21 protein-coding genes are annotated in these 22,930 nt (G+C 72.9%); 12 read left to right on the top strand and 9 right to left on the bottom strand.

Annotation, left to right across the window (positions count from 1 at the left end; genetic code table 11):
* Positions 1-81: 81 nt before the first annotated feature.
* Positions 82-609 (top strand): hypothetical protein, encoded by a 528-nt coding sequence (locus tag JRG78_RS02260; protein WP_272653571.1) that lies wholly within the window; start codon positions 82-84, stop codon positions 607-609.
* A gap of 8 nt (positions 610-617) precedes the next feature.
* On the opposite strand, the gene JRG78_RS02265 is transcribed toward JRG78_RS02260, so the two are convergent.
* The 4 genes from JRG78_RS02265 to JRG78_RS02280 are packed head-to-tail and all read right to left on the bottom strand — an operon-like array spanning position 618 to position 5,963.
* Positions 618-1,715, bottom strand: a complete 1,098-nt coding sequence (locus JRG78_RS02265) for a glycosyltransferase (protein ID WP_259607377.1) — start codon at positions 1,713-1,715, stop codon at positions 618-620.
* Positions 1,703-2,728 carry a glycosyltransferase family 4 protein gene (locus tag JRG78_RS02270; protein ID WP_259607378.1) on the bottom strand — a complete coding sequence of 342 codons (1,026 nt, stop codon included), beginning with the start codon at positions 2,726-2,728 and terminating at the stop codon, positions 1,703-1,705. Before JRG78_RS02270 ends, JRG78_RS02265 begins: the two co-directional genes overlap by 13 nt.
* On the bottom strand, positions 2,728-3,843 hold the full coding sequence (locus tag JRG78_RS02275; protein ID WP_259607379.1) for a glycosyltransferase family 4 protein: 1,116 nt from the start codon (positions 3,841-3,843) through the stop codon (positions 2,728-2,730). The genes JRG78_RS02270 and JRG78_RS02275 overlap by 1 nt, the downstream gene beginning before the upstream one ends.
* Positions 3,843-5,963, bottom strand: a complete 2,121-nt coding sequence (locus JRG78_RS02280; protein ID WP_272653572.1) for a glycosyltransferase — start codon at positions 5,961-5,963, stop codon at positions 3,843-3,845. The genes JRG78_RS02275 and JRG78_RS02280 overlap by 1 nt, the downstream gene beginning before the upstream one ends.
* 157 nt (positions 5,964-6,120) lie before the next feature.
* Between JRG78_RS02280 and JRG78_RS02285 the strand changes: the two genes are divergently transcribed.
* From JRG78_RS02285 to JRG78_RS02300, 4 genes are read left to right on the top strand one after another with little or no spacing between them, the layout of a single operon-like run.
* Positions 6,121-7,263 (top strand): glycosyltransferase family 4 protein, encoded by a 1,143-nt coding sequence (locus tag JRG78_RS02285; RefSeq protein ID WP_272653573.1) that lies wholly within the window; start codon positions 6,121-6,123, stop codon positions 7,261-7,263.
* 9 nt (positions 7,264-7,272) lie between these two features.
* Positions 7,273-8,127: a nucleotidyltransferase family protein gene (locus tag JRG78_RS02290; RefSeq protein ID WP_259607382.1), complete on the top strand. Its 855-nt coding sequence runs from the start codon at positions 7,273-7,275 to the stop codon at positions 8,125-8,127.
* Complete coding sequence (locus tag JRG78_RS02295) at positions 8,124-8,369, top strand: hypothetical protein (protein WP_259607383.1); 246 nt, start codon at positions 8,124-8,126, stop codon at positions 8,367-8,369. The genes JRG78_RS02290 and JRG78_RS02295 overlap by 4 nt, the downstream gene beginning before the upstream one ends.
* Positions 8,362-9,390, top strand: coding sequence for a MauE/DoxX family redox-associated membrane protein (locus JRG78_RS02300; protein ID WP_259607384.1), 1,029 nt, complete (start codon positions 8,362-8,364; stop codon positions 9,388-9,390). Before JRG78_RS02295 ends, JRG78_RS02300 begins: the two co-directional genes overlap by 8 nt.
* Positions 9,391-9,395: 5 nt before the next feature.
* On the opposite strand, the gene JRG78_RS02305 is transcribed toward JRG78_RS02300, so the two are convergent.
* The 3 genes from JRG78_RS02305 to JRG78_RS02315 all read right to left on the bottom strand — a co-directional run bounded on the left by JRG78_RS02305 (position 9,396) and on the right by JRG78_RS02315 (position 13,443).
* Positions 9,396-11,213, bottom strand: a complete 1,818-nt coding sequence (locus JRG78_RS02305; RefSeq protein WP_272653574.1) for a DUF4012 domain-containing protein — start codon at positions 11,211-11,213, stop codon at positions 9,396-9,398.
* Between the two features lie 54 nt (positions 11,214-11,267).
* On the bottom strand, positions 11,268-12,710 hold the full coding sequence (locus JRG78_RS02310; RefSeq protein WP_259607386.1) for a sugar transferase: 1,443 nt from the start codon (positions 12,708-12,710) through the stop codon (positions 11,268-11,270).
* A gap of 406 nt (positions 12,711-13,116) precedes the next feature.
* Positions 13,117-13,443 carry a S26 family signal peptidase gene (locus JRG78_RS02315; RefSeq protein WP_272653575.1) on the bottom strand — a complete coding sequence of 109 codons (327 nt, stop codon included), beginning with the start codon at positions 13,441-13,443 and terminating at the stop codon, positions 13,117-13,119.
* A 228-nt stretch (positions 13,444-13,671) separates the two neighbouring features.
* Here JRG78_RS02315 and JRG78_RS02320 point away from each other — a divergent pair, with 228 nt between their 5' ends.
* Genes JRG78_RS02320 through JRG78_RS02335 form a run of 4 tightly spaced genes read left to right on the top strand, consistent with a single transcriptional unit; the run spans position 13,672 to position 16,457 of the window.
* Entirely contained in the window at positions 13,672-13,980 is a 309-nt protein-coding gene (locus tag JRG78_RS02320; protein WP_272653576.1) for a YveK family protein, read from the top strand.
* A gap of 2 nt (positions 13,981-13,982) precedes the next feature.
* Positions 13,983-15,125: a polysaccharide biosynthesis tyrosine autokinase gene (locus JRG78_RS02325; RefSeq protein WP_272653577.1), complete on the top strand. Its 1,143-nt coding sequence runs from the start codon at positions 13,983-13,985 to the stop codon at positions 15,123-15,125.
* Between the two features lie 7 nt (positions 15,126-15,132).
* Complete coding sequence (locus JRG78_RS02330) at positions 15,133-16,182, top strand: hypothetical protein (protein ID WP_272653578.1); 1,050 nt, start codon at positions 15,133-15,135, stop codon at positions 16,180-16,182.
* Positions 16,179-16,457 carry a PqqD family protein gene (locus JRG78_RS02335; RefSeq protein ID WP_272653579.1) on the top strand — a complete coding sequence of 93 codons (279 nt, stop codon included), beginning with the start codon at positions 16,179-16,181 and terminating at the stop codon, positions 16,455-16,457. The genes JRG78_RS02330 and JRG78_RS02335 overlap by 4 nt, the downstream gene beginning before the upstream one ends.
* 192 nt (positions 16,458-16,649) lie before the next feature.
* On the opposite strand, the gene JRG78_RS02340 is transcribed toward JRG78_RS02335, so the two are convergent.
* Together JRG78_RS02340 and JRG78_RS02345 are read right to left on the bottom strand one after the other, a co-directional pair.
* A complete protein-coding gene (locus JRG78_RS02340) occupies positions 16,650-17,396 on the bottom strand; it encodes an arsenate reductase/protein-tyrosine-phosphatase family protein (protein ID WP_272653580.1) in 747 nt (248 codons plus the stop codon).
* 84 nt (positions 17,397-17,480) lie between these two features.
* On the bottom strand, positions 17,481-18,407 hold the full coding sequence (locus JRG78_RS02345; RefSeq protein WP_259607392.1) for a Ppx/GppA phosphatase family protein: 927 nt from the start codon (positions 18,405-18,407) through the stop codon (positions 17,481-17,483).
* Between the two features lie 172 nt (positions 18,408-18,579).
* Here JRG78_RS02345 and JRG78_RS02350 point away from each other — a divergent pair, with 172 nt between their 5' ends.
* The 3 genes from JRG78_RS02350 to glmS all read left to right on the top strand — a co-directional run bounded on the left by JRG78_RS02350 (position 18,580) and on the right by glmS (position 22,732).
* The gene (locus JRG78_RS02350) at positions 18,580-19,758 is read left to right on the top strand and encodes a hypothetical protein (protein WP_272653581.1); all 1,179 of its coding nucleotides are present in this window, start codon (positions 18,580-18,582) and stop codon (positions 19,756-19,758) included.
* 43 nt (positions 19,759-19,801) lie between these two features.
* Positions 19,802-20,755 (top strand): type I pantothenate kinase, encoded by a 954-nt coding sequence (coaA, locus tag JRG78_RS02355; protein WP_259607394.1) that lies wholly within the window; start codon positions 19,802-19,804, stop codon positions 20,753-20,755.
* Between the two features lie 129 nt (positions 20,756-20,884).
* Positions 20,885-22,732, top strand: a complete 1,848-nt coding sequence (glmS, locus tag JRG78_RS02360; protein ID WP_259607395.1) for a glutamine--fructose-6-phosphate transaminase (isomerizing) — start codon at positions 20,885-20,887, stop codon at positions 22,730-22,732.
* The last annotated feature ends 198 nt before the right edge of the window (positions 22,733-22,930 follow it).

Genomic DNA, 22,930 nt, shown 5'->3' on the forward strand with positions numbered 1-22,930 from the left:
CATTGGCCGGGTCACACCAGTCCATAAGAGCTCTGTGGGAGAGCGAGCTGGTGGACAGACGTGAACTTTGGGGGTTCAATCATGGTCGACATCGGCGAGAGCCAGAACACGGGCGTCACCCGCAGGACCGTCACGAAGGCGATGGCATGGGCCGTGCCGGCGATCGCCGTCGCCGCACCGGTGCCGGCCTACGCCAGCTCCGGCACCATCACGATCTCGAACGCGGGGGCGTGCAAGTCGCCCGGCTCGGGCAAGAACTGTCAGGCCTGGAACAAGGGCTACGTCGTCGGTTTCGACATCGGCAACACGCACACCGACGCCATCCGGGTCACCTTCTCGAACCTGCGCATGACGGCAGGGATCACGGGCACCTGGACGCTGTTCAACGACGTCGTCGTGGTCAGCGCCAACGGGACGGAGCGGGTGGGCATCGGCCTCGACAACAACCGCACCAGCCAGCAGACCTCCGGCAGCGGACTGGTCGACGCCTACTGGGAGAACGTCGACAACCCGGCTGAGAACGGTTGGATCTACGACATCCCGTTCAGCTTCAACAGCACGAACCCCTGCGTGCAGATGTTCGGGACGAACTGCCCGCCGAAAGGCTGATCCGACCGTCACGACAGCGGCAGCGCCGCACGGAACTCGATCACCCGAGCCGACCAGTCCGCGGCATCCGGGTTCGCCCCCGCGGGGAAGGCCGTCGCGCTGGGTACGCCGTGCGCGACGGCATCCGCGAACGCCGCGCCTGACGCGACGGTGACCCCTGCCGCGTCGCGGAACCCTGCCACCGGAGTCGAGACGACGGGCCGTCCCACCGCCTGATACTCGTACAGCTTGATCGGGTCGAGGCTATCGGTGAACTCCGACACGACGTGCGGCACCACCAGCACGTCGGCGTGCTGCAGATAGGCGGGCACCGTCTCGTGCGGGCGCCCGCCGAGCAGGAGCACGCCCGCGTCCGTGAGCGCCTGAGCGTCGCGCTCGGGCAGCAGGTCGGGACCGACGAGCACCAGCCGAGCGCGTCGCCGCAGCCTCTCCGCGGTGCGGATGCAGAGGTCGACGTCCAGCCGGTCACGATGCAGCGTCCCCACGTACACGGCGACCGGCTCGTCGGGCAGGTCGGCGGGGCGGGGGAGCGGGGTCGTGTACCGCGTCGCGTCGACGGCGTTGCGCACCAGCCGGATGTCGGCGCGCCCCGCCCGCTTGCGCCGGACCAGCTCGGGCGAGCAGGCGACCACCGTGCGCGCATGCGCCAGCAGCCATTCCTCGGCGGAGGCGATCCGGGCACGCTCCGCCGCCGGACGGTCGGCCGCGAGCCAGTCGTCCGTCATGTCGTACAGCGTCGGCCAGCCGGTGATCCGCGCCACGGCGACCGCCCCGGGGTCGTTGATCCACAGGGCGGGGTGCCGCATGCCCAGCGTCCGCGCGGTGCGGATCACCGATCGCGCCAGGCGTTCGTCGGCGCGCGGGTCCAGTCGTCGCGGGAGCGCCTTGACCGGACGGAACGTCCACAGTCGATCGCGGCTGCGGCGGAGCCGCTGACCGAACTCCGGGCGCTTCCGCGAGCGCAGCGCGTGCACCGGATCGTCGGCGGGTTCGACGAAGAGCACGCGCAGGTCGGGGTCGGTGTCGAGCAGGCCCGCGACGAGGTACTGGTTGCGCCGCCAGACATCGTCCCAGCGCTCCAGGGACATCACGATCAGGTCCGCCATCGCGCCACCGCCTCCCGGTACACGGCTTCGGTCTCCGCGGCCTGGGCGGCGACGGTGAAGCGCTGCCGCTGTCGTCGCTGCAGCTCCCGGCCCAGATCCGTGCGAGCCGAGGGGTCATCGGCCAGGGCGCGCAGCCGGGCCGCGGCCTGCGCCTCGTCGTCGGGGCGGAACAGCAGGAGCGGGTCGGCGCCGTCCAGCAGGTCGAGGTGACCGGCTGCCGCGGCGGCGACCACGGGCACGGCGCGGGACATCGCCTCGAGGACGGTCAGCCCGAGGCCCTCCCGGGGGCACGTGGCCAGCAGCACGGCGGAGGAGGCGAGCAGCTCTCCCACGTCCGGGCGGAAGCCGAGCAGTTCGACGGCGTCCGCCACATCCAGGTCGCGCCGCAGCGCGTCCAGCTGGGGGCGCTCCGGCCCGTCGCCGGCGATGCGCAGCCGCCACCCCTGCTCCGCCAGCCCGGATGCCGCGAACGCGAGCACCCCGAGCCAGGAGTGCTTCTCGGGCTGCAGGCGCTGAGCCATCAGGATCGTGCGGCTGTCGCCGGGAGCGGCGGCCGGAGCATCCTCGACGCCGGTGTGCACGACCGTGCTCGGGCGCCGGATGGTGGCGGCGACCGCCTGGCCGATGGCGATCTCGGCGGCGATGCGACCGTGGAGCAGCGTGTCGATCCGGACCGGGCCGATCCGGCCGCGCGGCTGCGCGAAGTGCCGTGTCGAGACGACCGGCACGCGGGTGCGGATGCCGGAGACGGCCGCTGCCACATCCGCCGCGGTCATGTGCGAGTTCACGACATCCACGTGGCGGAGCCGGCTGAGCATCCGCGCCGCCGGCGCCGCCCGCTCGGCCGGCGCCCACCGGACCCCCGCCGAGCGCAGCGGAGGCTCCATCCCGGCGGGTGAGCCGCCCAGGACGGTGACGTCGTGCCCGTCGCCGGCCTGGGCCAGGGCCAGGCGCTGCACGTAGCGTTCCACCCCCGCGTAGTTCGAGGAGCAGACCAGGTGGACGATACGCATCAGCGCGCCGTTCCCGGCTGCTCCGCCAGGAGGTCGAGATAGCGCGCGGCGACGACCGGCCAGGCCAGGGACGTCACGGACTCCCGGCATGCGGTGCGCCAGGCGTCCACCTGCGTGCCGGCCACGCGCTGCATCCGATCCGCGATCTCGGCCGGGTCGCGCGTCACGATGTAGCCGGAGACGCCCTCGGAGATGAGATCCGGCGCGCAGCCGACGGCGGTCGCGATGACCGGCAGGCCGCAGGCGAGCGCCTCGGCGATGACGAGCGAGAAGGACTCGTACCCGCTGGGCAGCACGAACATGTCGGCCGCGTGATAGAGCGGCAGGACGTGGGGCGTCGGCCCGGCGAAGTGCACGCGCTCCGCCACGCCCTGCCGTTCCGCACGGCTCCGCATCATCGCGATCGTCGTGCCGTCGCCGCCCACGACGAGGAGCAGCACATCCGGTGCCCGCCCGAGCGCGTCGATGAGCAGCGGCACCCCCTTCCAGCGCAGCTCGTGACCGATGAACAGCGCCACGCGGTGATGCTGCTCCAGGCCCAGCGCCGCGCGTGCCCGGGCCCGCTCGTCGCCATCCGGAGGGCGGAAGGCGTCGAGATCGACGCCGTTCGGGATCACCCGGATCTCGGGCCGGACCCGCCCGTACACGCGGCGCAGCGTCGACGACTCCTGCTGCGAGGGGACGACGATCGCGCGATGCGTCGGCAGCCGGAACCGGATGCTGTCGCGAAGCCACCCGAACCAGAGGGTGGGATTGCGCAGGACCCGCAGCACGCCGGATCCGCGTGCGAGGACGGCGGCGAGGGGGATGCCGTGATCCACGTAGACGGCGCCGGCGATCACGGCGTTGTGGCTCAGCGCGACGGCATCCGGGCGGTCGGCGAGGAAGCGGCGGGCCCGCTTGGTGCCGACGACCGTGAGCAGAACCTCCCTCCACGCGGTGCGCAGAAGGTGGCGGAACCTCGTTCGCGCCCTGCGCGCGGGGCCGAGCGCGTCGACGGCGGAGAACCGCTCCACGGTGTGGCCCTGGGCGAGGAACTCCCGCTCCAGGTTCCACGCCACGCCGCCGATGCCGGTGCCCGGCCCGATGCGGGAGACGATCTGGACGATGTGCATCAGCGGCTCCGCGCCCACTGCTGCTCGACCCGCATCGGGCCGAGGCGGTAGAGGGCCGCGCGGCGTCGGGCGTCGCGTGCGCGATCACCGCGGAGGACGCAGCCGCGTGCGGTCGCCCCGATCCACTGCGCGGCCCGGGCGGCAGCCCAGCCCGTCGCGCCGAAGTGCTTGCGGTAGTAGCGCTCCTGGCCGGCGTGGAAGTGCGCCTCACGGCGTCGCGGGTCGGTGCTGGTGCCCGCGCCGGTGTGCACGGCGCGCACGGCGGGGACGGCCCGATGCTGCCAGCCCAGCAGGTGGGCGCGGTAGGCCCAGTCGGCCTCCTCGGCATACAGGAAGAAGCGTTCGTCGAACCCGCCGACCTGGGCGACCGCCTCCGCGCGCAGCAGCAGCACCGAGCCGATCACATAGCGCGGCCCGCGGTTCAGCCGGGCGAGGCCGAGGGCCTCCAGCCAGGCGCGGCCGGGGGACGGGAACACCCATTCCACGCGCGCTTCGCGTCCCCGCTCGTCGACCTGTGCCGGGCCGACGCTGGCGAGGCGCGGTTCCGCGTGCAGCGCCCGGTGCAGGGCGGAGATGCCGGCCGGGTCGATGCGGGCGTCCGGGTTGAGCAGCAGCACGTCGGCGCCGGGCGCGAGCCGGTCGGCGAGGGCGCGGTTCACCGCGGCGCCGAAGCCCAGGTTCGCACCCGGGTCGAGATAGCGCACGCCGAGGCGCTGGCAGAGGGCTGCGATCTCCGGCATCGAGGAGTTGTCCACGACGGTGACCGGCAGGGCGACCACCGGGGCGAGGGCGCGCTCGACGAGCTCTGGGGCGCCGTACGCGACGACGACGACCTCCACGGGCCCTGAGCCTGTCGAACCGCCGGACCCTGAGCGTGTCGAAGGGCCGGACCCTGAGCGTGTCGAACCGCCGGACCCTGAGCGTGTCGAACCGCCGGACCCTGAGCGTGTCGAAGGGCCGGGTGTGCGGGGGGACGCTTCGACGGGCTCAGCGTCCGCGGGCTCAGCGTCCGCGGGCTCAGCGTCCGTGTGCTCAGCGTCCGCGGGCTCAGCGTCCGTGTGCTCAGCGTCCGTCCGGTTGGCGAGAGCGGCGCGGTACATGGCCAGGTACTGCCGGGCGACCGCCGGCCAGGAGCACTCCCGGGCGCGCCGGAGGCCGGCGTCCCGCAGCTCCTCGCGGCGCTCATGCGCCCTCACCAGGGCATCCGCCAGCGCCGCCGCGTCGCCGTGCGGCACGACGATGCCCGCATCGCCGACGACGTCCGGCAGCGCCCCCGCATCGCTCGACACGACCGGCACTGCGTGCGCCATCGCCTCGACCGCGACGCGGCCGAACTGCTCCGTCCACCGCGCCGTCGGGATCGACGGCACCGCGAGCACGTCGATCCCGCGGTAGAACTCCGCGACTTCGTCCGGCGGGATCGCGCCGAGGAAGCTCACGCGGTCGGCGACCGCGCGCGCCGCGGCATCCGTCTGCAGCGTCTCCGCAAGCGGACCCGCCCCCGCGATGCGGGCATGCAGCCGCTCATCCCGTGCGAGAGCGTCCAGCAGCATATGCACGCCCTTCTCCGGCACCAGGCGGCCCAGCAGCCCGACGGTGATCGTGCCGGCATCCGCCCGCCGCTCCGGCACGGTGCCCGGCAGCTCGACACCGAGCGGGATCACGCGCGCCCGGCCCGGGAAGCCCTTCGCCTCCGCGATCGCCGCGGCCTCGCGGTTGCACGCCGAAACGGCGGCCGCGCCGCGCAGCGCCCGCCGCTCGAGCAGGCCGAACGGGAACGGGTAGCGCTTGCGCAGGTTCTGCGCGGTGTAGAGCGCGTACGGCGCGCGGTTGCGGCGCAGCGCCCGCAGCAGCAGGATCTCGGCGGTGCACAGCGCGAACGGCTCCTCGTGCACGTCGATGAGGTCCCAGCGCTCGCCGAGCAGACGCCAGAGCGGCCGCGGATCGTAGAGGAACAGGGCGGGATGGCGGCCGATGGTCGCGACGCCGGTGACCGGGTCGTCCGCCGCGGCGGAGAGGCTCACCGGCACCCCGCCCGCGTGCCAGTTCCGGGCTGCGGCGAGCGTGACATCCACGCCCTCGCCGCGCAGCGCCTGCTCCCGGCCCCGCCAAGCGGACACGGTGGCGCTGTGCGAAATCCGCAGCACCTGCACGCGGCCTCCCCAGATATGCTGTGACCAACCATAGTCGCCGGACACAGGCCTGGGGAGGCCCCGGCGACGGGTCTGGGGAGACGCTGTGGGAGCGGTATATCTGGGGACGAGTGCACCTCGTGTCGTGCATCTCGATCACACGACGGCGCGCGGGGGCGCGGAGCTCGCGCTGGTGCGCCTGCTGCGAGCAGGCGGCGACTGGCTGCCGGCCGTGCTCGTGCCGGCGGTCGACGAGGCGGATGCCTTCGCGGCGCTGCCGCCGACCGTGCTGCGTCGCACCGCCGGGGTCGCGCAGGGCCCGGGCGGCAGCGCGGGTTCACCGCTGCGGCTCGCGGTCCTCGCCGCGCGGCTGGTCGTGCAGGCGGTGGAGACCCGGCTGAACCCGCTGGTGCGGACGTGTGACGTCGTCGCGGCGAACAGCACGCGGGCCGCCGCGTACGCCGCTGTGGCGCTGCTCGGCTCGCGCACGCCGCTCGTGGTCCACCTGCGCGACATGGTGGACGAGGAGAGCCTGGGCGGCTTCGGCCACCGGGTGATGACGCGGCTCGTGCTGCCGCGGGCGGACGGCGTGATCGCCAATTCGCACACCACGCTGTCGACCGCGCGGCCGTTCCTGCGCGACGACGCGATCACCGCCGTCATCCCGAGCGCGGCGGGCCTCACCCGCGCCGCTGCACGGCCGCCGCGGACCGGACCGCTGCGGATCGGGATGCTCGCCCGCATCGACCCATGGAAGGGGCAGGCCGAGCTGCTCGAGGCGTTCGCCGTCGCCTGTCGGCACGGGGACGCCGAACTCGAGTTCGCCGGCGGCGCGCCGTTCGAGCACGAGGATTTCGCCGCGCGGCTCGCCGCGCGCGCGGCCGAACTGGGCATCGCCGACCGGGTGCGCCTGCTCGGGCACGTCGACGACGTGCCCGAGGCCTTGGCGCGCTGGGACGTCGGGGTGCAGTACTCCACGCGCGCCGAGCCGCTCGGACAGAACGTGCTGCAGTACCTCGCGGCAGGATTGGTCACCGTGGTGGCGGACGAGGGCGGGCCGCGGGAGTGGGTGACCGACGGGGAGAACGGGAGGCGGGTGGCGCCGCGCGACCCGCGGGCGCTCGCCGAGGTGCTGCGCGAGCTGGTCGAGGATGCCGCGGCGCGCGAGCGCCTGGCATCCGCCGCTCCGGGGACCCCGGGACTGCTGGACGACGCGGCGGTCGCCCGCGCCCACGCGGAGATCTACCGGGAAATCGCGACCCGCCGGCGGATGCCCGTCAAGGCATAGGCTGACCTCGTGGAAGCACCGGGGACGTCTGCGATCCCCCTGGGCGTGCGCCTGCAGTTCGCCCGGGCCTCCGTCCAGGTGATCGCCGAGCGCTCCGGCATCCGGCTGCTGCACATCAAGGGCGACACCGTCGACCCGAGCATCCGCTCGCACGTCCGCGCAGGGTCGGACGTGGACGTGCTCATCGACCCGGTCGCGGTCCCGCGGATGCACGCCGAACTCGTGCGGCACGGCTGGCGGGTGTACAGCACCTTCCTGGACGGCTCGCCGTTCGGGCACGCGCAGACCTACCATCACCCGGACTGGGGCTACCTCGATCTGCACCGCCGGTTCCCCGGCATCCGCCTGCCCGATCGCCGGGCGTTCGAGGTGCTGTGGGCGGGTCACGGCGTGCACGACGCCGTCGGTGTGCCCTGCGCGGTGCCCTCCCTGGACGTCCAGGTGGTGCTGCTCATGCTCAATGCCGCGCGCGACGTGCGTGCAGTGGGGGCGGAAGGGCGACGCGTCTGGCAGGCGCAGTCGCCCGAGGAGCGCGCCCGCAGGCAGGCCCTGATCCGGGAACTGCGCGCGGAGGTGCCCTTCGCCGTCACGATGGGGGAGCTGGACCGTTTACGCGGACGACGTGAGCACCTGCTGTGGAAGACGATCGCGGAGGGCGGCAGCCGGGGTGCGGAATGGTGGGGGCGCGTCCTCGCCGCGCGCAACCCGCTCGAAGCGATGCAGACCCTTCTGCGGGCGCCTCTGGCCAACCGGTCGATGCTCGCCCACAAGCTGGGCCGCGATCCGACCGCCCTCGAGATGGCCACGGCGACGCTCCGGCGGTTCGGCGCCGGCATCCGCTCGCTGGTCGGGAGGCGCGGATGAGGCGCTACCGGATCGCGCGCGACGTCGGCGTGCTCGACGCGGGGGAGAGGGTGTACGTCGCCGGGCTTCCCGAGGGACCCGTCGTGATCTTGGACGGGCCGGCAGTGACCGCCTGGCGGGCTGCCGTCGGATCACAGCCGGCGGATGCCGCGGCGGTCGTGGCGGACGCGGCGGAGATCCAGCGCTACACCGCCGCGCTCGCCGAAGCCGGATTCATCGTCGAGGAGGATGCCCGTGCGTGAGGTTCTGATGGCGGCGCCGCTGATCCTGGCGGGCGTGCTGCTCGCCGCGGCGATCGCGAAGCTGCGCACCCCGGACACGCTCGCCGGCTGGGCGGAGCTCGGCGTGCCCGACTTCCTCCGCCGCGAATGGCTGCGTCGACTGCATCCGGTCGGCGAGATCCTGCTCGCGGCCCTTCTCCTGGGCACGGGTGCGTGGCTGGGCGTGCTCGCGGCGGCCGCGGCCGTGCTGCTCTTCGTCGCGTATCTCGTGCTGGTGGTGCGCAGCTTCCGGCAGAGCCCCGGGGCGTCGTGCAGCTGCTTCGGCAGCCGACGCCCGATCACCGCCGTCACCGTGGTGCGGAACGCCTGGTTCCTGCTGCTGGCGCTCGCGGCCCTGGGCGTCGTCGGGGCGGCGCCGCTGCTCGGCGGGGCGGTCGTCGCGCTCGGCGCCTCCTGGGTGTGGATGCCCGCGCTCGCGGCTGCGGCGCTCACCGTCTGGCTGTCGGTGGGGGAGCCCGCCACGGCCGGCGTCGGGGCGGGCGTGCCGATCATGCCGACGTCTGCGGATGCCGGGGTGAGGACGGATGCCGACGACCCGGCCGACTACATCCGCACCCGCACTCCCGCGGTGCCGGTGACGCTCGCCGACGGCCGCACCGTGAACCTGCGCGACCTCGCCGCTCGCGGCCCGCTGCTGCTGCTTGCGGTCAGCGAGACGTGCGGATCGTGCGTGCCCGCGATCGAGGCGATGCCGCGGTGGCGGGCTCTGCTGCCTGAGGTCAGCGTGCGCTTCCTGCTCACGCACGACCCCGCCGTGAGCCGGCTCGCTGACACCACCGAACCCCAGACGCTGCACGACCGACCGGGGTACGTCCGCAGCTCGATCGCCGACTGGGCAACCCCGGCCGCGGTGCTCGTCGGTGCCGACGGCTACCTGGCCGGGGGTCCGGTGAGCGGATACGACGAGATCGAGGCGTTCATCGGCGACATCTACGAGATCCTGCACGGGGCGCGGCCGCCGCAGTCCCCGGCCGGGGCGTAGGCACGTCAGCCGCAGCCGGGCGTCTCGACCGTGGCCGGCACCGGACGCACCATCGGCGTGTGCCGCACCTCGAGCGGGCCGAACTCCCCGGCGGGGGCGCTGAACTGCGCGACCACGGTGTGGGTCTGACCCGGCTTGTTGATGATCGGCACCTTGACCGCCCCGCGACCCAGATGCTGCGTCCCCGAGACGCTCACAGGCTGGCCGTCGATCGTCACCGAGGTCAGAGTGGAGCCGACCGGGCCGTACAGCACGAGGTGCGTCGAGATGTCGCCCTTCGGGTAGTAGCGCGCGGGGGCGATGTGATACGGGAGGTCCGGCGCCTGCTCGGGCGTGACGGTGTTGGTCAGTGTCGCCGTCGCCGTGAAGGTCGGGCTGTCCGGTGCCGTGCACTGCGTGGAGCTGCCCGCCACGTCGAGCTGCATGTAGTAGTCGAGCTTGCTCTGGGTGTCGTCGTTGACATAGACGCCGAGGACCGTCGACGCCTCGTTGGTGCTGGGGAGCCGGCCGGACAACGCCGACTCCGCCACGAGCGCCGCCTCGGCTTCGGTCGCCGGCGCGTAGAGGAGGCGGTCCTCATCCACCGCGCGGAGGAGGGCGTCGAGCAGGGGCTTCGGCTGTGCATCGCCGCGGGTCAGCGCGTCGAACACCGAGCGGGCCGCGGCCGCGAAGAACGCATCCTGAAGCCGCCCGTCCGGGAAGCGCCAGTACGCCTCGTTCAGAAGAAGCGGAACCGCGTTCTCGCTCGTGATCGTGACCGGCTCGTCGAGCACGCGGACCATCTCACCGCGGAACTCCACGGGCTCCGCGGGGACCACCGTCGGTCCGGTGGCCGCGAGCAGGTAGCTGAGTGCCACCGGATCGAAGGACACCACGGCATCCACGCGCGTGTCGAACTCCTCCGCCCACCAGGCGCGGACGAGGGCGGCGCTCTCGATGAAGTCCGGCGTCATCGTGGCATCCGAGATCCAACGCCCGACCTTGTCGCCGTACAGCGCCTCGGTCTCGGGGTTCAGCGGGATGACCGGGTCGGGGCGCCCGTTCTTGAAGTCCGTACTGGAGGCCTGCTGCGTGATGCTGATCCTGCCCTTGTCCACCGTGAGAAGCACCAGCGCCGCCGGGTTGCCGCCCGTGCCACGAGACTCGGCGTTGTTCTGGAAGATCATCAGGTAGTTGCGCGGCGCCTCCGCGCCGAGCGCCGTCGGCAGGATGCCGAGGATCTCCTTGGCGGGAGCCAGCATCGGCTCGATCTCGTCCACGGCATCCGTCAGCGTCGTCACTGCCGAGTCGACCTGCGGGATCAACCCCTCGCGGTCGATGCCCTCGAGGTCGGAGGAGGCCTTCGCGACGGCATCCGCCGCCTGGCCGACCGTGCCCTGCATCGCCGTGATCGCCGCGATGTCGATCGCGCCGTCCTTCGGCTTCAGCGCCTCCAGCGACAGCGCCGTCGCCGGGGCGAGTGCCTGGGTGGCGAGGTCGTCCGTGACGGCGGCCGCGGTGCGGACGGCGTGCAGGTTCGGGCCGACGACCGGCAGCCACTCCAGGTTCTTCCAGGTCTCGTCGTCCGTCTGCGCGCGCGCCTCACCGGTCAGCTCGGCCAGCTGCGCGGCCGTCGCCTTCGCGCGCTCGGAGTCGCCCGCGAGGATCTGCTCCTTGGCCGTCGACGCGAGCGGGACGGCCTGCACGAGTGCGCTGCGCGCCGCCATCGCCCGGTCGTAGACGCCCTTGCCGACCACGCATCCGACGACGGCGACCGCCAGCAGAACCAGCACGATCCCGACCGGGACCCAGAACCGGAAGCTGCGAAGGAGGGTGCCCCCCATCGTAGGGAAGCACTCCGTGGACTCCCCGAGAGCGGGCGGACGCCCCAGGCGCGCTCAGTACGCTCCGTGGCGCTTGAGGACCGCGCGCGCCGTGCGCCAGAGGATCACCAGGTCGCTGGTGAGGGACCAGTTCTCGACGTAGTACAGGTCGAGGCGGACGCTGTCCTCCCAGGACAGGTCGGAGCGGCCGCTGACCTGCCACAGGCCGGTGATGCCGGGCTTGACGAGCAGCCGGCGCTCCACCCACTCCTCGTACGTCTCCACCTCGCTCATCAGCGGCGGGCGCGGTCCGACCAGCGACATCTCGCCGCGGAGCACGTTCAGCAGCTGCGGCAGCTCGTCGATGCTGAGCCGGCGCAGGATGCGGCCGAGCCGGGTGACCCGCGGGTCGTCGCGCATCTTGAACAGCACCCCGTTGCCGTCCGAGGTCGGCAGCAGCTGCGGCAGCATGTCCTCGGCGCCGACCACCATGGAGCGGAACTTCAGCATCGAGAACACGCGGCCGTCCTGCCCGACCCGGGACTGCCGGAACAGCGCCGGCCCGCCGTCGGTGCGCACCATCGCGGCGATCATCAGCATCGCCGGGGCGAGCACCAGGAGGGCGAGCGCGGACACCACGATGTCGAACGCCCGCTTGGTGACGTAGCGCGAGCCGGTGAACTGCGGATAGTCCACGTGGATGAGGGAGAGGCCAGCGACCGGGCGGGCGTGGATGCGCGGCCCGGCCACGTCGGTGAGCGCCGCGGCGACGATGAGGTCGATGCTGCGGGTCTGCAGATCCCAGCCGAACTGCCGCAGCTTGGCGGGGGTGATCAGGTCGGAGCCTGCGTAGACGACGGCATCCGCGTCCGCGCGCTCGAGGCTCTCGACCACGTCGCTCAGATCACCGATCACGGGGATGCCGGGCAGCAGCATCCGCCCGGTGCCGAACTCGGTCACCGCACCGGTGATCACCATGCCCGCGGTGCGGTCGCGCTGGAGCTCCCGCGCGATGTGCTGCGCCTTGCCGTGCTCGCCCACGACGATCGTGCGCGCCAGGCACCGCCCCTGCGCGCGCTGCGCGCCCAGCCACTGCCGCCAGGCCCAGCGACCGGCGACGAGCATCCCCGCCCCTGCCGGGAGAGCGAGGAGGAGGTAGCCGCGGGCGACCTCGATGTGCAGCAGGAACGCGGCGATGGCGAGCACGCCGAACACGCGGATGCTGGCATCCGCCACCTGCCGGTACTCCTGCCATCCGCTGCCGATGGTCTTCTCGTCGCGGGTGCCGTGCACGCGCAGGGCGAGCAGCCACGCCACGATGAAGACGGCCGAGACGACCGTGTACGCCACGCCGAACCCGTCGCCGGAGACGCCCGGGATGTGCAGATCGGCGGATGTCTGACCGAAGCGCAGCGCCTGCGCGCCGAACACGGCCGCCACGACGATGACGGTGTCGGTGAGCATCAGGCGGCGCGCATAGCCGCGCTGCCAGCGGACGATCCCGGCGGGCGTCGGCACGGACAGCGGGACGGATGCCGGCGAGAGCCGTTCCGTCGTCGGGCGGACAGCCCGAATCGTCCTGCCCCGCCGGCCCGGCAGGACAAGGTCCCCAGATAACGCCACGTTCCCTCCCCAGAGGACGAGCACCCCAGTAATTCCTGCAGTCGCAGGGTCCCCTCACCGCCTCCCACAGGCGGTGCGTCATCCCCGTCCCCAGATGTGTCCTCCGTCCCCAGACGAAGGCGCTGACTCCCTCCGTCCCCAGACGAAGGAATTGTGGGGAGTCTAACCCCGAACCGGCGTTTCCGGTAGGGGCGGTCCGGACGCTTCGACAGGCTCAGCGTCCGCGGGTGTGCGGACGCTTCGACAGGCTCAGCATCCGCAGGGCGTCCGGACCCTGAGCGCGTCGAAGGGTCCGAAGGGATCAGAGGCCCGACCAGCGGGGGATCGGCCAGAGGATCGCGACGGCGGGGCCGACGATCTGGTCGCGCTTCGCCCAGCGCCAGCATCCGGCATCCGCGCCGCCGTCGTGACGGCATTCGGCGGCGGAATCCGAGGACGACGAGCGGTGGTCGCCCAGCACGAGGTACGAGTCCTCGGGCACCACCACCTCCGCGAAGCAGCGGCTCGAGGCGGGCTGCGTGGTGCAGTTCAGGCCGGCGGCGTCGAACGGCAGGTCCTCGAACACGTACGGCTCGTCCAGCGGCTCGCCGTCCACCAGGATGCGCCCGTCCTCGGTGCAGCAGCTCACGGTCTGCCAGCCCGGCGGTGACGAACGCGAGCACCAGGTGGAACCACACGCTCCCGGTGATCCGCGCGCGCAGCGGCCGCGCCTCGGCGCTCCCGGACTCTTCGGCGCTCACGCGTCTCACCCTACTCGGACGGCCCGGGGGCGCAGGCGCACTGTAGTAGTTTGGTGAGGATATTCAGCAGCATCGGGGGGCCTGGGGTGCCGCGACCGGGAACAGAGAGCGACTCAATGGATCTGCGCCATTACCTGCGTATCTTCCGTGCGCACTGGCTGGGGCTGCTGATCCTCGTCGTGAGCGCGCTGGTGGTCGCCTTCGGCTGGACGCTACTGCAGCCCAAGATCTACGCGGCCGACACCACGGCGATCGTGCAGGCCACGGCATCCGGCGACGACCTCGGCGCCAAGACGCTGGGCAACCAGCTCGCCAACTCCCGCGTGAAGACCTTCGTGAACCTGGGCACCTCGCGCTCCGTCGCCGAGCGCGTGATCGAGGAGCTCGGACTGGACACCAGCCCGAGCGGCTGGTCTCGCAGGTGACCGTGACGAACCCGCTGGACACCGTGTCGCTGAAGGTGACCGCCCAGGCGTCCAGCCCGGAGCAGGCCCGCGACATCGCCGAGGCGTGGGTGCGCGGCATGGCCGCGGAGGTCAACCTGCTGGAGACCGGCGACGAGGAGACCCCCGGGTCGGTGTACCTCGTGCCGATCGACTCCGCGCTGCTGCCGAGCGCGCCGGCATCGCCGAACACCCGGCTCGCGCTCGCGATCGGCGGGCTGATCGGCGTGGCCCTCGCCTTCGGGTACGCCATGCTGCGCTACACGCTCGATCGCCGCATCCGCTCGGTGGACTCGGTCGAGCGGGAGCTCGGCATCGCCGTGGTCGGCACCATCCCGGAGGAGAAGAGCTTCACCGCGGACAACCGGCTGATCCCGAGCGACGGCGCCACCTCGACCCGCAGCAGCAATGCCCACCTCTTCGCCGTGGCGGAGGCGATGCGCGAGCTGCGCACCAACATCCAGTTCATGGACGTCGACAACCCGCCGCGCGTGATCGTCGTCACCAGCCCGCTCCCCGGCGACGGCAAGTCGACCACCGCGTCGAACCTCGCCATCACGCTCGCCGCCAACGGGGAGCGCGTCGTACTCATCGACGGCGACCTGCGCCGCCCGATGATCGCCACCATCTTCGGCCTCGTCGAGGACGTGGGCCTGTCCGACGTGCTCGTCGGCCGCGCCGAGATCGCCGAGATCGCGCAGCGCGTGCCCGGGCATCCGAACCTCGTCGTCGTCGCCGCCGGCAAGCTGCCGCCGAACCCGAGCGAGGTGCTCGGCTCGGCGCGCATGCGCGACATGCTCGCCGCCGTCTCGCGCGAAGCCGTCATCATCGTCGACGCTCCGCCGCTGATCCCGGTGACGGATGCCGCGGTGCTCACCCAGCACGCGGACGGGGCGATCGTCGTCGCCACCGTCGGCCGGACCACCTTCGAGGTGCTCAGCAAGGCGCTCAGCAACCTGGAGCGCGCCAGCGCCCGGGCGCTCGGCGTGGTGCTGAACCGGGTGCCGCGCCGCGGCAGCGGGGCTGCGTACTACGGCTACCAGTACCACGGCGACTACTACCGGTCGGAGGCCGAGGAGGCCGAACGGGTCGAGGGCCCGCGGCGGCGCAGCGAGTCGGCGGCGTGAGCGCGCCGTGACCGCGCGCTCGGTGACGGTCGGGGCCCTGGGCGCCCGCATCCGCATCGTCTTCGGGGACGACGTCCCGGCCGACGTCGTCGCCAGGACTGCGCACGCGTGGAGCGGGGCGAGCGTGGATGCGGCGGAGGAGGATGCGGCGGAGGACGCCCGCATCGACGTGCCGGCCGTGTCCGACCCCGAGGCGTTCCTGCAGCAGCTGTCCACCGACGTGACCCTCGAGGCGCTCGCGCACAACCGCGGCCGCCTGTTGATGCTGCACGCCGCGGGCGTGGCACTCGAGGACGGGCGGGTGATCGCCTTCGTCGGACCGTCCGGGCGCGGCAAGACCACGCTGAGCCGGCACTTGGCGCGGCACTTCGGCTACGTCTCGGACGAGACCATCGCCTTCGACGACGAGCTGCGGGTGCTGCCGTACCGGAAGCCGCTCTCCGTGATCCGGCACGGGATGCCGAAGGACCAGATCGCCCCCGCCGACGCGGGGCTGCGCGACCTGCCGGGCGTCCCGCTGCGGCTCGCGGCGATCGTCGTCCTCGACCGCGATCCCGGCGCCTCCGGAGTGACCGTCGAGCACGTGCCGTTCGCCGACGCGGCGCCGGATCTCGTCGCGCAGACCAGCTACCTCACCGAGCTGCCGGGGACGGTGAGCGCGCTCGCCGACCTGTGCGCCCGCGCCGGCGGCGTCCGGCGGCTGCGGTACGCGGAGGCGTCCGAGGTGCCGGCCGCGATCGAACGGATCCTCGCGCCCGGCCCGGCATCCGATGCGGGGACGGCGCGGCAGCTGCCCGTGCTCGGCCCCGAGGGCGAGGTGACATCGGCGGATGCCGTCGACGACGGCGACCGGATCGTGGTGCTCGCGGGGCGGACGCTGCGCGTGCTGGACGGCATCGCCCCCACGATCCTGCGACACGCCGGCGAGGGCGAGGAGGCGATCGTCGCGGCCGTGGTGGCCGCGCACGGGGCGCCGCCGTCGGGCGACCCGGCCGCGCTGGTGCGGCACGCGATGCAGGAGCTCGCCGAGGCCGGGTTCGTGGTGGGGGAGCGATGACCGCCGAGGCGCACCGGATCGGGGGCGACGTCGCCTGGGTGTCCAGCGGCCCGGAGCGGGTCGTCGTGCTCGACCTCGCCGACCCGGCGGCCACCCCGACGGCGCTGGAGGGGTCGGCCGCGGCGATCTGGCACACCATCGCCGACGCGGACGGCATCACCCGCGACGAGCTGCTGCAGGTGCTCGCCGAGAGCTTCGCGGTCCAGGCCGGCGACATCGCCGACGACGTGGACGCCGTGCTGCGCCGGCTGCGGGAGCTGTCGCTGATCTCCTGACCGCCGACGTCACCCGCCCGGGCATCCCGCCCCGCCCAACGTCCCGCCCCGCCCAACGTCCCGCCCCGTCCAACCCGGGCTCTCAACCGGGTTTGGGGCGGATTCTCGCGTTCGGGGCGGGCGTGGCCCGCCCCGAACGCGAAAACGCGCCCCAAACGGGTGAAAGACGGTGGTGTTCGGATGACGGCGTGCTCAGGACAGGGCGAGCCTGACCACCCGCTCCACCTGCGCGAGCGCGGGCACGAGCTCGCGCGCCGACCGCTCGTACACCTCGGCGGAGCGCCGGTACGGGTCGATGACGTCGTCCTCGTCCGTGCCGCCGGCGGTCAGCCCGCGGCGGTGCGAGATCGCGATCACGGTCGACCCCAGGCGAGCGCGGGTGTTGTCGCCGTCGCCCTCGGCGGCGTCGAGCAGCTCGTCATCGGTCATCGTCGCGGCGAGCCGGGCGAACTCCCGCACCGGGAAGACCCGATGCAGGCGGCTCGGCGCCAGCTGCACCGCGAAGGCCCGGTGCTCGCGGGTCATCGTGAGCGTGAGGTCGGCCTCGATCAGCATCCGCTCCTGCACGAGACGGCCGCGATGTCGGGCGGCGTCGTCGGCATCCGCACCGTTCGCGAGGGCCAGCTGCAGGGCCTCCGGGGTCATCGCCTCGTCCACCAGTGCGTGCGTGCCGGCGCTGTGCACGACCACGCCCAGGTCGCGCAGCGAGGAGCGCAGCAGCAGCGCGGCCAGCGGCGATCGGCACACGTTGCCCGTGCACATGACCAGCAGCGACGGCGCGCCGCCGAGCGCACGGTCCGGTGACGGCGCGGTTTCGAACAGCGAGGAGAGCGGGGATCGCGGCTGCGGAGCGGCATCCGGTGCCGTCCCTGCATGAGCCGTTCGTCGCTGTCGGCGCGTCATCCCCAGCCGCGCCGCATAGCGATGCGATTCGTGCATGGGGACAGCCTAGGACTCCGGCGGGCCGCGCGGTCCAGCGTTCTCGTGCGTCGTCTTCGCGGTCGGTCGGCTCTGCGCCGGCCGTCAGCCGTGCTGCTCGATGTAGCGGAGCAGCACGCCCTCGCGCAGCGCCCACGGCGACACCTCGAGCTCGTCGACGCCCAGCAGCTCCATCGCGACGTGCAGCACCACCGCGGCCCCGACGATCTGCAGCGAGCGGTCGGGGGTGATGCCGGGCAGCTCCTGCCGTGCGGATGCCGGGATGCGCGCGAGCCGGGGGATCCACGAGCCGAGGGAGGCGCGCGGCAGCAGCATCCGATCGCTGCCCGGCCACCCCGGGGCCGGATAGCCGACGAGCTGGGCGAGGGAGCGGATCGCCTTCGATGAGCCGACGACGTGATCGGGGCTGGGGAGGGCGGCGAAGCGCTCGGCGATCGGCTGCAGGGTCGTCGCCGCGTGCGCGCGGAGCCGCGCCACCGCGGCCTCGCCGGGCGGGTCGTCGGGGAGGAACTGCACGGTCATCCGGCCGGCGCCGAGGGGAGCGGATGCGGCGACCTCGGGCAGTTCCTCCGATCCGCCCGCGAACTCGAACGAGCCGCCGCCGATGTCCAGCAGCACGAGGCGACCCGCCGACCAGCCGAACCATCGGCGTACGGCGAGGAACGTCAGCGCGGCCTCCTCCTCGCCGTCGAGCACCTGCAGCGGCTGCCCCAGTGCGGCCTCGATGCGGGCGATCACCTCGTCGCCGTTGCGGGCCTCGCGCACGGCGCTGGTCGCGGTGGCGAGCAGGGTGTCGATGCGCTCGGCATCCGCGATCGTGCGCGCGCGGCGTGCGGCGTCCTCCAGGGCGCGGATCCCGTCCTCGGCGATCGCTCCGTCGGGCGTGAGGTAGCGCATCAGGCGGACGACCGTGCGATCGCTCGTGGTGCCGAGCGGGCGGCCGCCGGGCCGGGCATCCGCGACGAGCAGGTGGACGGTGTTCGAGCCGATGTCGAGGACTCCGAGGCGCACGGGACGAGACTACTCGCGCTCGCGGTGGCGCTCGACGCGCCGGCCCGGATCCGGTGTGCCGATATTCTCCGTCGCCTGCCCTCGGCATCCGGTATGCGTGCGAGATAGTGCCGGATCGGTGCCGGACACCGTCCGGTCCGGCCGGTTCGCCTGCTGGGGCGGCGCACCGGCGATGACGCACTGGGCTGCCCCGGCGGAGGCTGCCGAGGGGGCGATGAGCGAGTCGAAGAGGTCGCTCGCCGATCTGTTCGGCGTGCCCGAGCACCCGGCGCCCGGTGCGGGCGACGACGGCGACGGGGCCGGCCGGGAGGACGGGGGCCGCCGGGATATCGCCGAGCTGTTCCGTCTCGACGAGCCCGAGGACCGTGACGAGCCCGAGGACCGGGGCGGGTCCGAGGGACGTGGCGAGTCGGGGGACCGGGGTGAGTCCGAAAGGCGCGGCGAGTCCGTGGGGCGCGGCGAGTCCGTGGGACGCGGCGATGCCGGCGGGACGGGTCCGGCATCCGATGCGGAAGCTGACGGGGCTGCGGATGCTGACGGGTCTGCCGATGCGGACGTGCTCTTGGCGGCGGACACGCGCGCGACTGCGGAGGTGCCTGACGCTGAGGATGGGACTGGGGATGCGGCCGCGGGTGCACGTGCGTCGCGGTCGCCCCTGCGCCGGCCGATGGTCCGCGCGATCGGTGTCGCGGTCCTGCTGCTGGTGGTCGCCGTCGGCGTCGTGATGGGACAGGGGTCTTCCCGCTCGGAGCCCGCGGCGGCCCTCGCCTCCGCGGAGCGGGAGCTCATCAGCGCGGAGCGGACGCTGGACGGCGCGCATACCCGCGTCGCCGAAGCGATCGAGCGCGGGATCGCGGACGCGGACCGCACGGAGGCGATGCTCGCGTCGCTGGCCGGCTTCGCCGACGAGCCCGCCCGCACCGCGGCACTCGCGGCCGTCGCGACGTACCGGGACGACGTGCAGGGCGTCGAGCTGCCCGAGGTGCCCGCCCCGTACGTCGCGAGGGCCGGCGACCTCGCTCCCGATGCCGTCGCCGCCGCCCGGCGGAACGTCCGCGACCGGCAGGAGCGCGCCGAGGAGCTTCTCGGGGATATCGGGCGGAATCCGAGCTGCTCGAACTCGACCGGACGTTCCGCACGGCACGGTCGGAGTTCCTCGCCGGCACCCCCGCCTGCTCCGGCGCCCAATCCCAATCCCCATCCGCAGCCGCAACCCGAGCCCGAGCCCGAGCCCGAGCCGTCTCCGGATCCGGAGCCGTCTCCCGAGCCGACGCCGGAGCCGAGCCCCGAACCCACGCTGCCGCTGCCGCTGCCCTTGCCGCTGCCGTTGCCGCTCGAGCCGGCGCCGTGACCGCCGTGGGCACGAGGACGACGGCATCCCGCCCGCGGATACCATGGGAGCCGTGACCGCCGTCGACCCGACCCTGCCGCTCTCGCCGTACCGGGAGATCGACCGCGCCGACTGGGCGCGGCTGGCGGCCGACCTGGATCAGCCGCTCAGCGAGACCGAGGTCGTCGGCATCCGCGGCATCGGCGACCGACTCGACCTCGCCGAGGTGCGCGAGGTGTACCTGCCGCTCAGCCGCCTGCTCAGCCTGTACGCGACGGCGACGAAGCGGCTGGGGGCGGCGACGAGCGAGTTCCTGCAGGAGGAGGACACCACCACGCCGTTCGTCGTCGGTGTGGCCGGATCCGTGGCCGTCGGGAAGTCGACGATCGCGCGCCTGCTGCGCGAGCTGATGAGCCGCTGGCCGGGCACGCCGCGCGTGGAGCTCGTGACGACGGACGGCTTCCTGTATCCGAACGCCGAGCTCGAGCGGCGCGGGCTGATGGACCGCAAGGGCTTTCCGGAGTCGTACGACCGGCGCGCGCTGCTGACGTTCCTCACCGAGGTGAAGAGCGGGGCCGAGGAGGTGCGGGCGCCGTTCTACTCGCACATGCGCTACGACATCGTGCCCGACGCGCACATCGTGGTCCGCAGGCCCGACGTCGTCATCGTCGAGGGGCTGAACGTGCTGCAGCCGCCGCCGGCGCCCAACGACGTGGCGGTCAGCGATCTGTTCGACTTCTCGATCTACGTCGACGCCGACGCCGAGCACATCGAGCGCTGGTACGTCGACCGGTTCCTGGCGCTGCGGCAGGGCGCGTTCAGCAACCCGTCGTCGTACTTCAACGTGTTCGCGCACCTCACCGACGAGGAGGCGGTCACCACGGCGCTCGGCTACTGGCGCGAGATCAACATGCCCAACCTGCTCGAGAACGTGCTGCCCACGAAGCACCGAGCCACCCTGGTGCTGCGCAAGGGCGCCGACCACGCCGTGGAGAGCGTGCTGCTCCGCAAGCTCTGACACCCCGCCGCTTTCGAATCGCGCGACTGGCTGTGATCCGGCCCGGTTGGCGACCGATCAAGCGATTCGAAACGGAGAGAGGCGATTCGTACGGATGCCTAGCAAATGGGTCCCCGTACCCTTGAACCCATGTGTGGAATCGTCGGATACGTGGGCCCTCGCCCCAGCCAGGACATCCTGCTCGCAGGGCTCGCCCGTCTCGAATACCGCGGCTACGACTCCGCGGGCATCGCCGTGATCGATGAGAACGGCACCCTCGGCATGCGCAAGAAGGCCGGAAAGCTCGGCATGCTCCGCGAGTCCCTCAAGGACGCCGCCCTCGGCGACGGCACCACGGGCATCGGCCACACGCGGTGGGCCACCCACGGCGGACCGACCGACGTCAATGCGCATCCGCACCTGGCGGATGACGACAAGCTGGCCCTCATCCACAACGGCATCATCGAGAACTTCGCCGCCCTCCGCGACGAGCTCGCCGCCGAGGGGTACACCTTCCGCAGCGAGACCGACACCGAGGTCGCCGCGGTGCTCCTCGGACGCGAGTACCGCGCCACCGGCGGCGATCTGCAGGAGGCGTTCCGCAAGGTCGTGAACCGCCTCGAGGGCGCGTTCACCCTGCTCGCCATGCACCAGGACCACCCGGGCCTCGTCGTCGGCGCCCGCCGCAACTCCCCCCTGGTGATCGGCCTCGGCGAGGGCGAGAACTTCCTCGGCTCCGACGTCGCCGCCTTCGTCGAGCACACCCGCAAGGCGCTCGCGATCGGCCAGGACCAGATCGTCGCGATCACGCCGGATGCCGTCACCGTCACCGACTTCGACGGCAACTCCGTCGAGGCCGCGCCGTTCGACGTGTCCTGGGACGCCGCCGCCGCCGAGAAGGGCGGCTGGTCGAGCTTCATGGCCAAGGAGGTCGCCGAGCAGCCGGAAGCCGTGGCGAACACCATCCGCGGCCGCATCAGCGACGGTCAGGTCGTCATCCCCGAGCTCGACGGCATGGACGAGCTGTTCACCGGCATCCGTCGCGTCATCATCACCGCGTGCGGCACGGCCTCGTACGCCGCGCTCGTCGGCAAGTACGCGATCGAGCAGTGGGCGCGCGTGCCGGTGGACGTGGAGCTCGCGCACGAGTTCCGCTACCGCGACCCGGTGATCGGCGGCGACACGCTCGTCGTGTCGATCAGCCAGTCCGGCGAGACCATGGACACGCTGATGGCCGTCAAGTACGCGCGCGAGCGCGGCGCGCGGACGCTGTCGATCTGCAACACCCAGGGCGCCACGATCCCGCGCGAGTCCGACGCGGTCGTCTACACGCACGCCGGCCCGGAGGTCGCCGTCGCCTCGACGAAGGCGTTCTCGGCGCAGATCACCGCGCTGCTGCTGCTCGGTCTGCACATGGGCCGCGTCCGCGGGACGTTCGCGCACGCATCCGCCGAGATCGCCGACCTGCAGGCCCTGCCGGAGAAGGTCGCGAAGGTCATCGAGGGTGAGCAGGAGCACGTCAGCCAGCTCGCGCACTGGATGGCCGACACCCGCTCGGTGCTGTTCCTCGGGCGTCACGTCGGGTACCCGATCGCCCTCGAGGGCGCGCTCAAGCTCAAGGAGATCTCGTACATCCACGCCGAGGGCTTCGCCGCCGGTGAGCTCAAGCACGGCCCGATCGCCCTGATCGAGCCGGGACAGCCGGTGTTCGTGATTGTCCCGTCGCCGCGCCACTCGGCACTGGTGCACTCCAAGGTCGTCTCGAACATCCAGGAGATCCGCGCCCGCGGCGCCCGCGTGATCGTGGTCGCCGAGGAGGGCGACGCCGCGGTGCTGCCGTACGCGGACGAGGTCATCCACATCCCGCTCGCCGGGGCCATGTTCGAGCCGGTGCTGGCGGTCGTCCCGCTGCAGATCTTCGCCATGGCGCTCGCCACCGCGAAGGGCCTGGACGTCGACCAGCCCCGCAACCTCGCGAAGTCCGTCACCGTGGAGTGACGGGTTCCGTCCGTCCGGATCGCCCCGGGGCCGCGTGCCTCGGGGCGATCCGCGTCTTCGGGGCGGTCGGAGCGGTGGGGTGATCGCACACGCCCGCAGCCGGGCATCCGCGCCTCCCGAGGACAGGAAGTCTCGCCGGGACATCCGGGGAGTACTCCTGCGCCGGGGAGACCGACGCACGAGCGGATGCGCGCGGAT

The organism is Microbacterium sp. EF45047, from assembly GCF_028472845.1.
Lineage (GTDB): Bacteria > Actinomycetota > Actinomycetes > Actinomycetales > Microbacteriaceae > Microbacterium > Microbacterium neungamense.

Bases quoted from the DNA above. Each gene is read 5' to 3' on its own strand.
- JRG78_RS02260 (WP_272653571.1), top strand. From the start codon at position 82: ATGGTCGACATCGGCGAGAGCCAGAACACGGGCGTCACCCGCAGGACC.
- JRG78_RS02265 (WP_259607377.1), bottom strand. From the start codon at position 1,715: ATGGCGGACCTGATCGTGATGTCCCTGGAGCGCTGGGACGATGTCTGG.
- JRG78_RS02270 (WP_259607378.1), bottom strand. From the start codon at position 2,728: ATGCGTATCGTCCACCTGGTCTGCTCCTCGAACTACGCGGGGGTGGAA.
- JRG78_RS02275 (WP_259607379.1), bottom strand. From the start codon at position 3,843: ATGCACATCGTCCAGATCGTCTCCCGCATCGGGCCGGGCACCGGCATC.
- JRG78_RS02295 (WP_259607383.1), top strand. From the start codon at position 8,124: ATGAGGCGCTACCGGATCGCGCGCGACGTCGGCGTGCTCGACGCGGGG.
- JRG78_RS02305 (WP_272653574.1), bottom strand. From the start codon at position 11,213: ATGGGGGGCACCCTCCTTCGCAGCTTCCGGTTCTGGGTCCCGGTCGGG.
- JRG78_RS02320 (WP_272653576.1), top strand. From the start codon at position 13,672: ATGGATCTGCGCCATTACCTGCGTATCTTCCGTGCGCACTGGCTGGGG.
- JRG78_RS02335 (WP_272653579.1), top strand. From the start codon at position 16,179: ATGACCGCCGAGGCGCACCGGATCGGGGGCGACGTCGCCTGGGTGTCC.
- JRG78_RS02340 (WP_272653580.1), bottom strand. From the start codon at position 17,396: ATGCACGAATCGCATCGCTATGCGGCGCGGCTGGGGATGACGCGCCGA.
- JRG78_RS02350 (WP_272653581.1), top strand. From the start codon at position 18,580: ATGACGCACTGGGCTGCCCCGGCGGAGGCTGCCGAGGGGGCGATGAGC.
- coaA (WP_259607394.1), top strand. From the start codon at position 19,802: ATGGGAGCCGTGACCGCCGTCGACCCGACCCTGCCGCTCTCGCCGTAC.
- glmS (WP_259607395.1), top strand. From the start codon at position 20,885: ATGTGTGGAATCGTCGGATACGTGGGCCCTCGCCCCAGCCAGGACATC.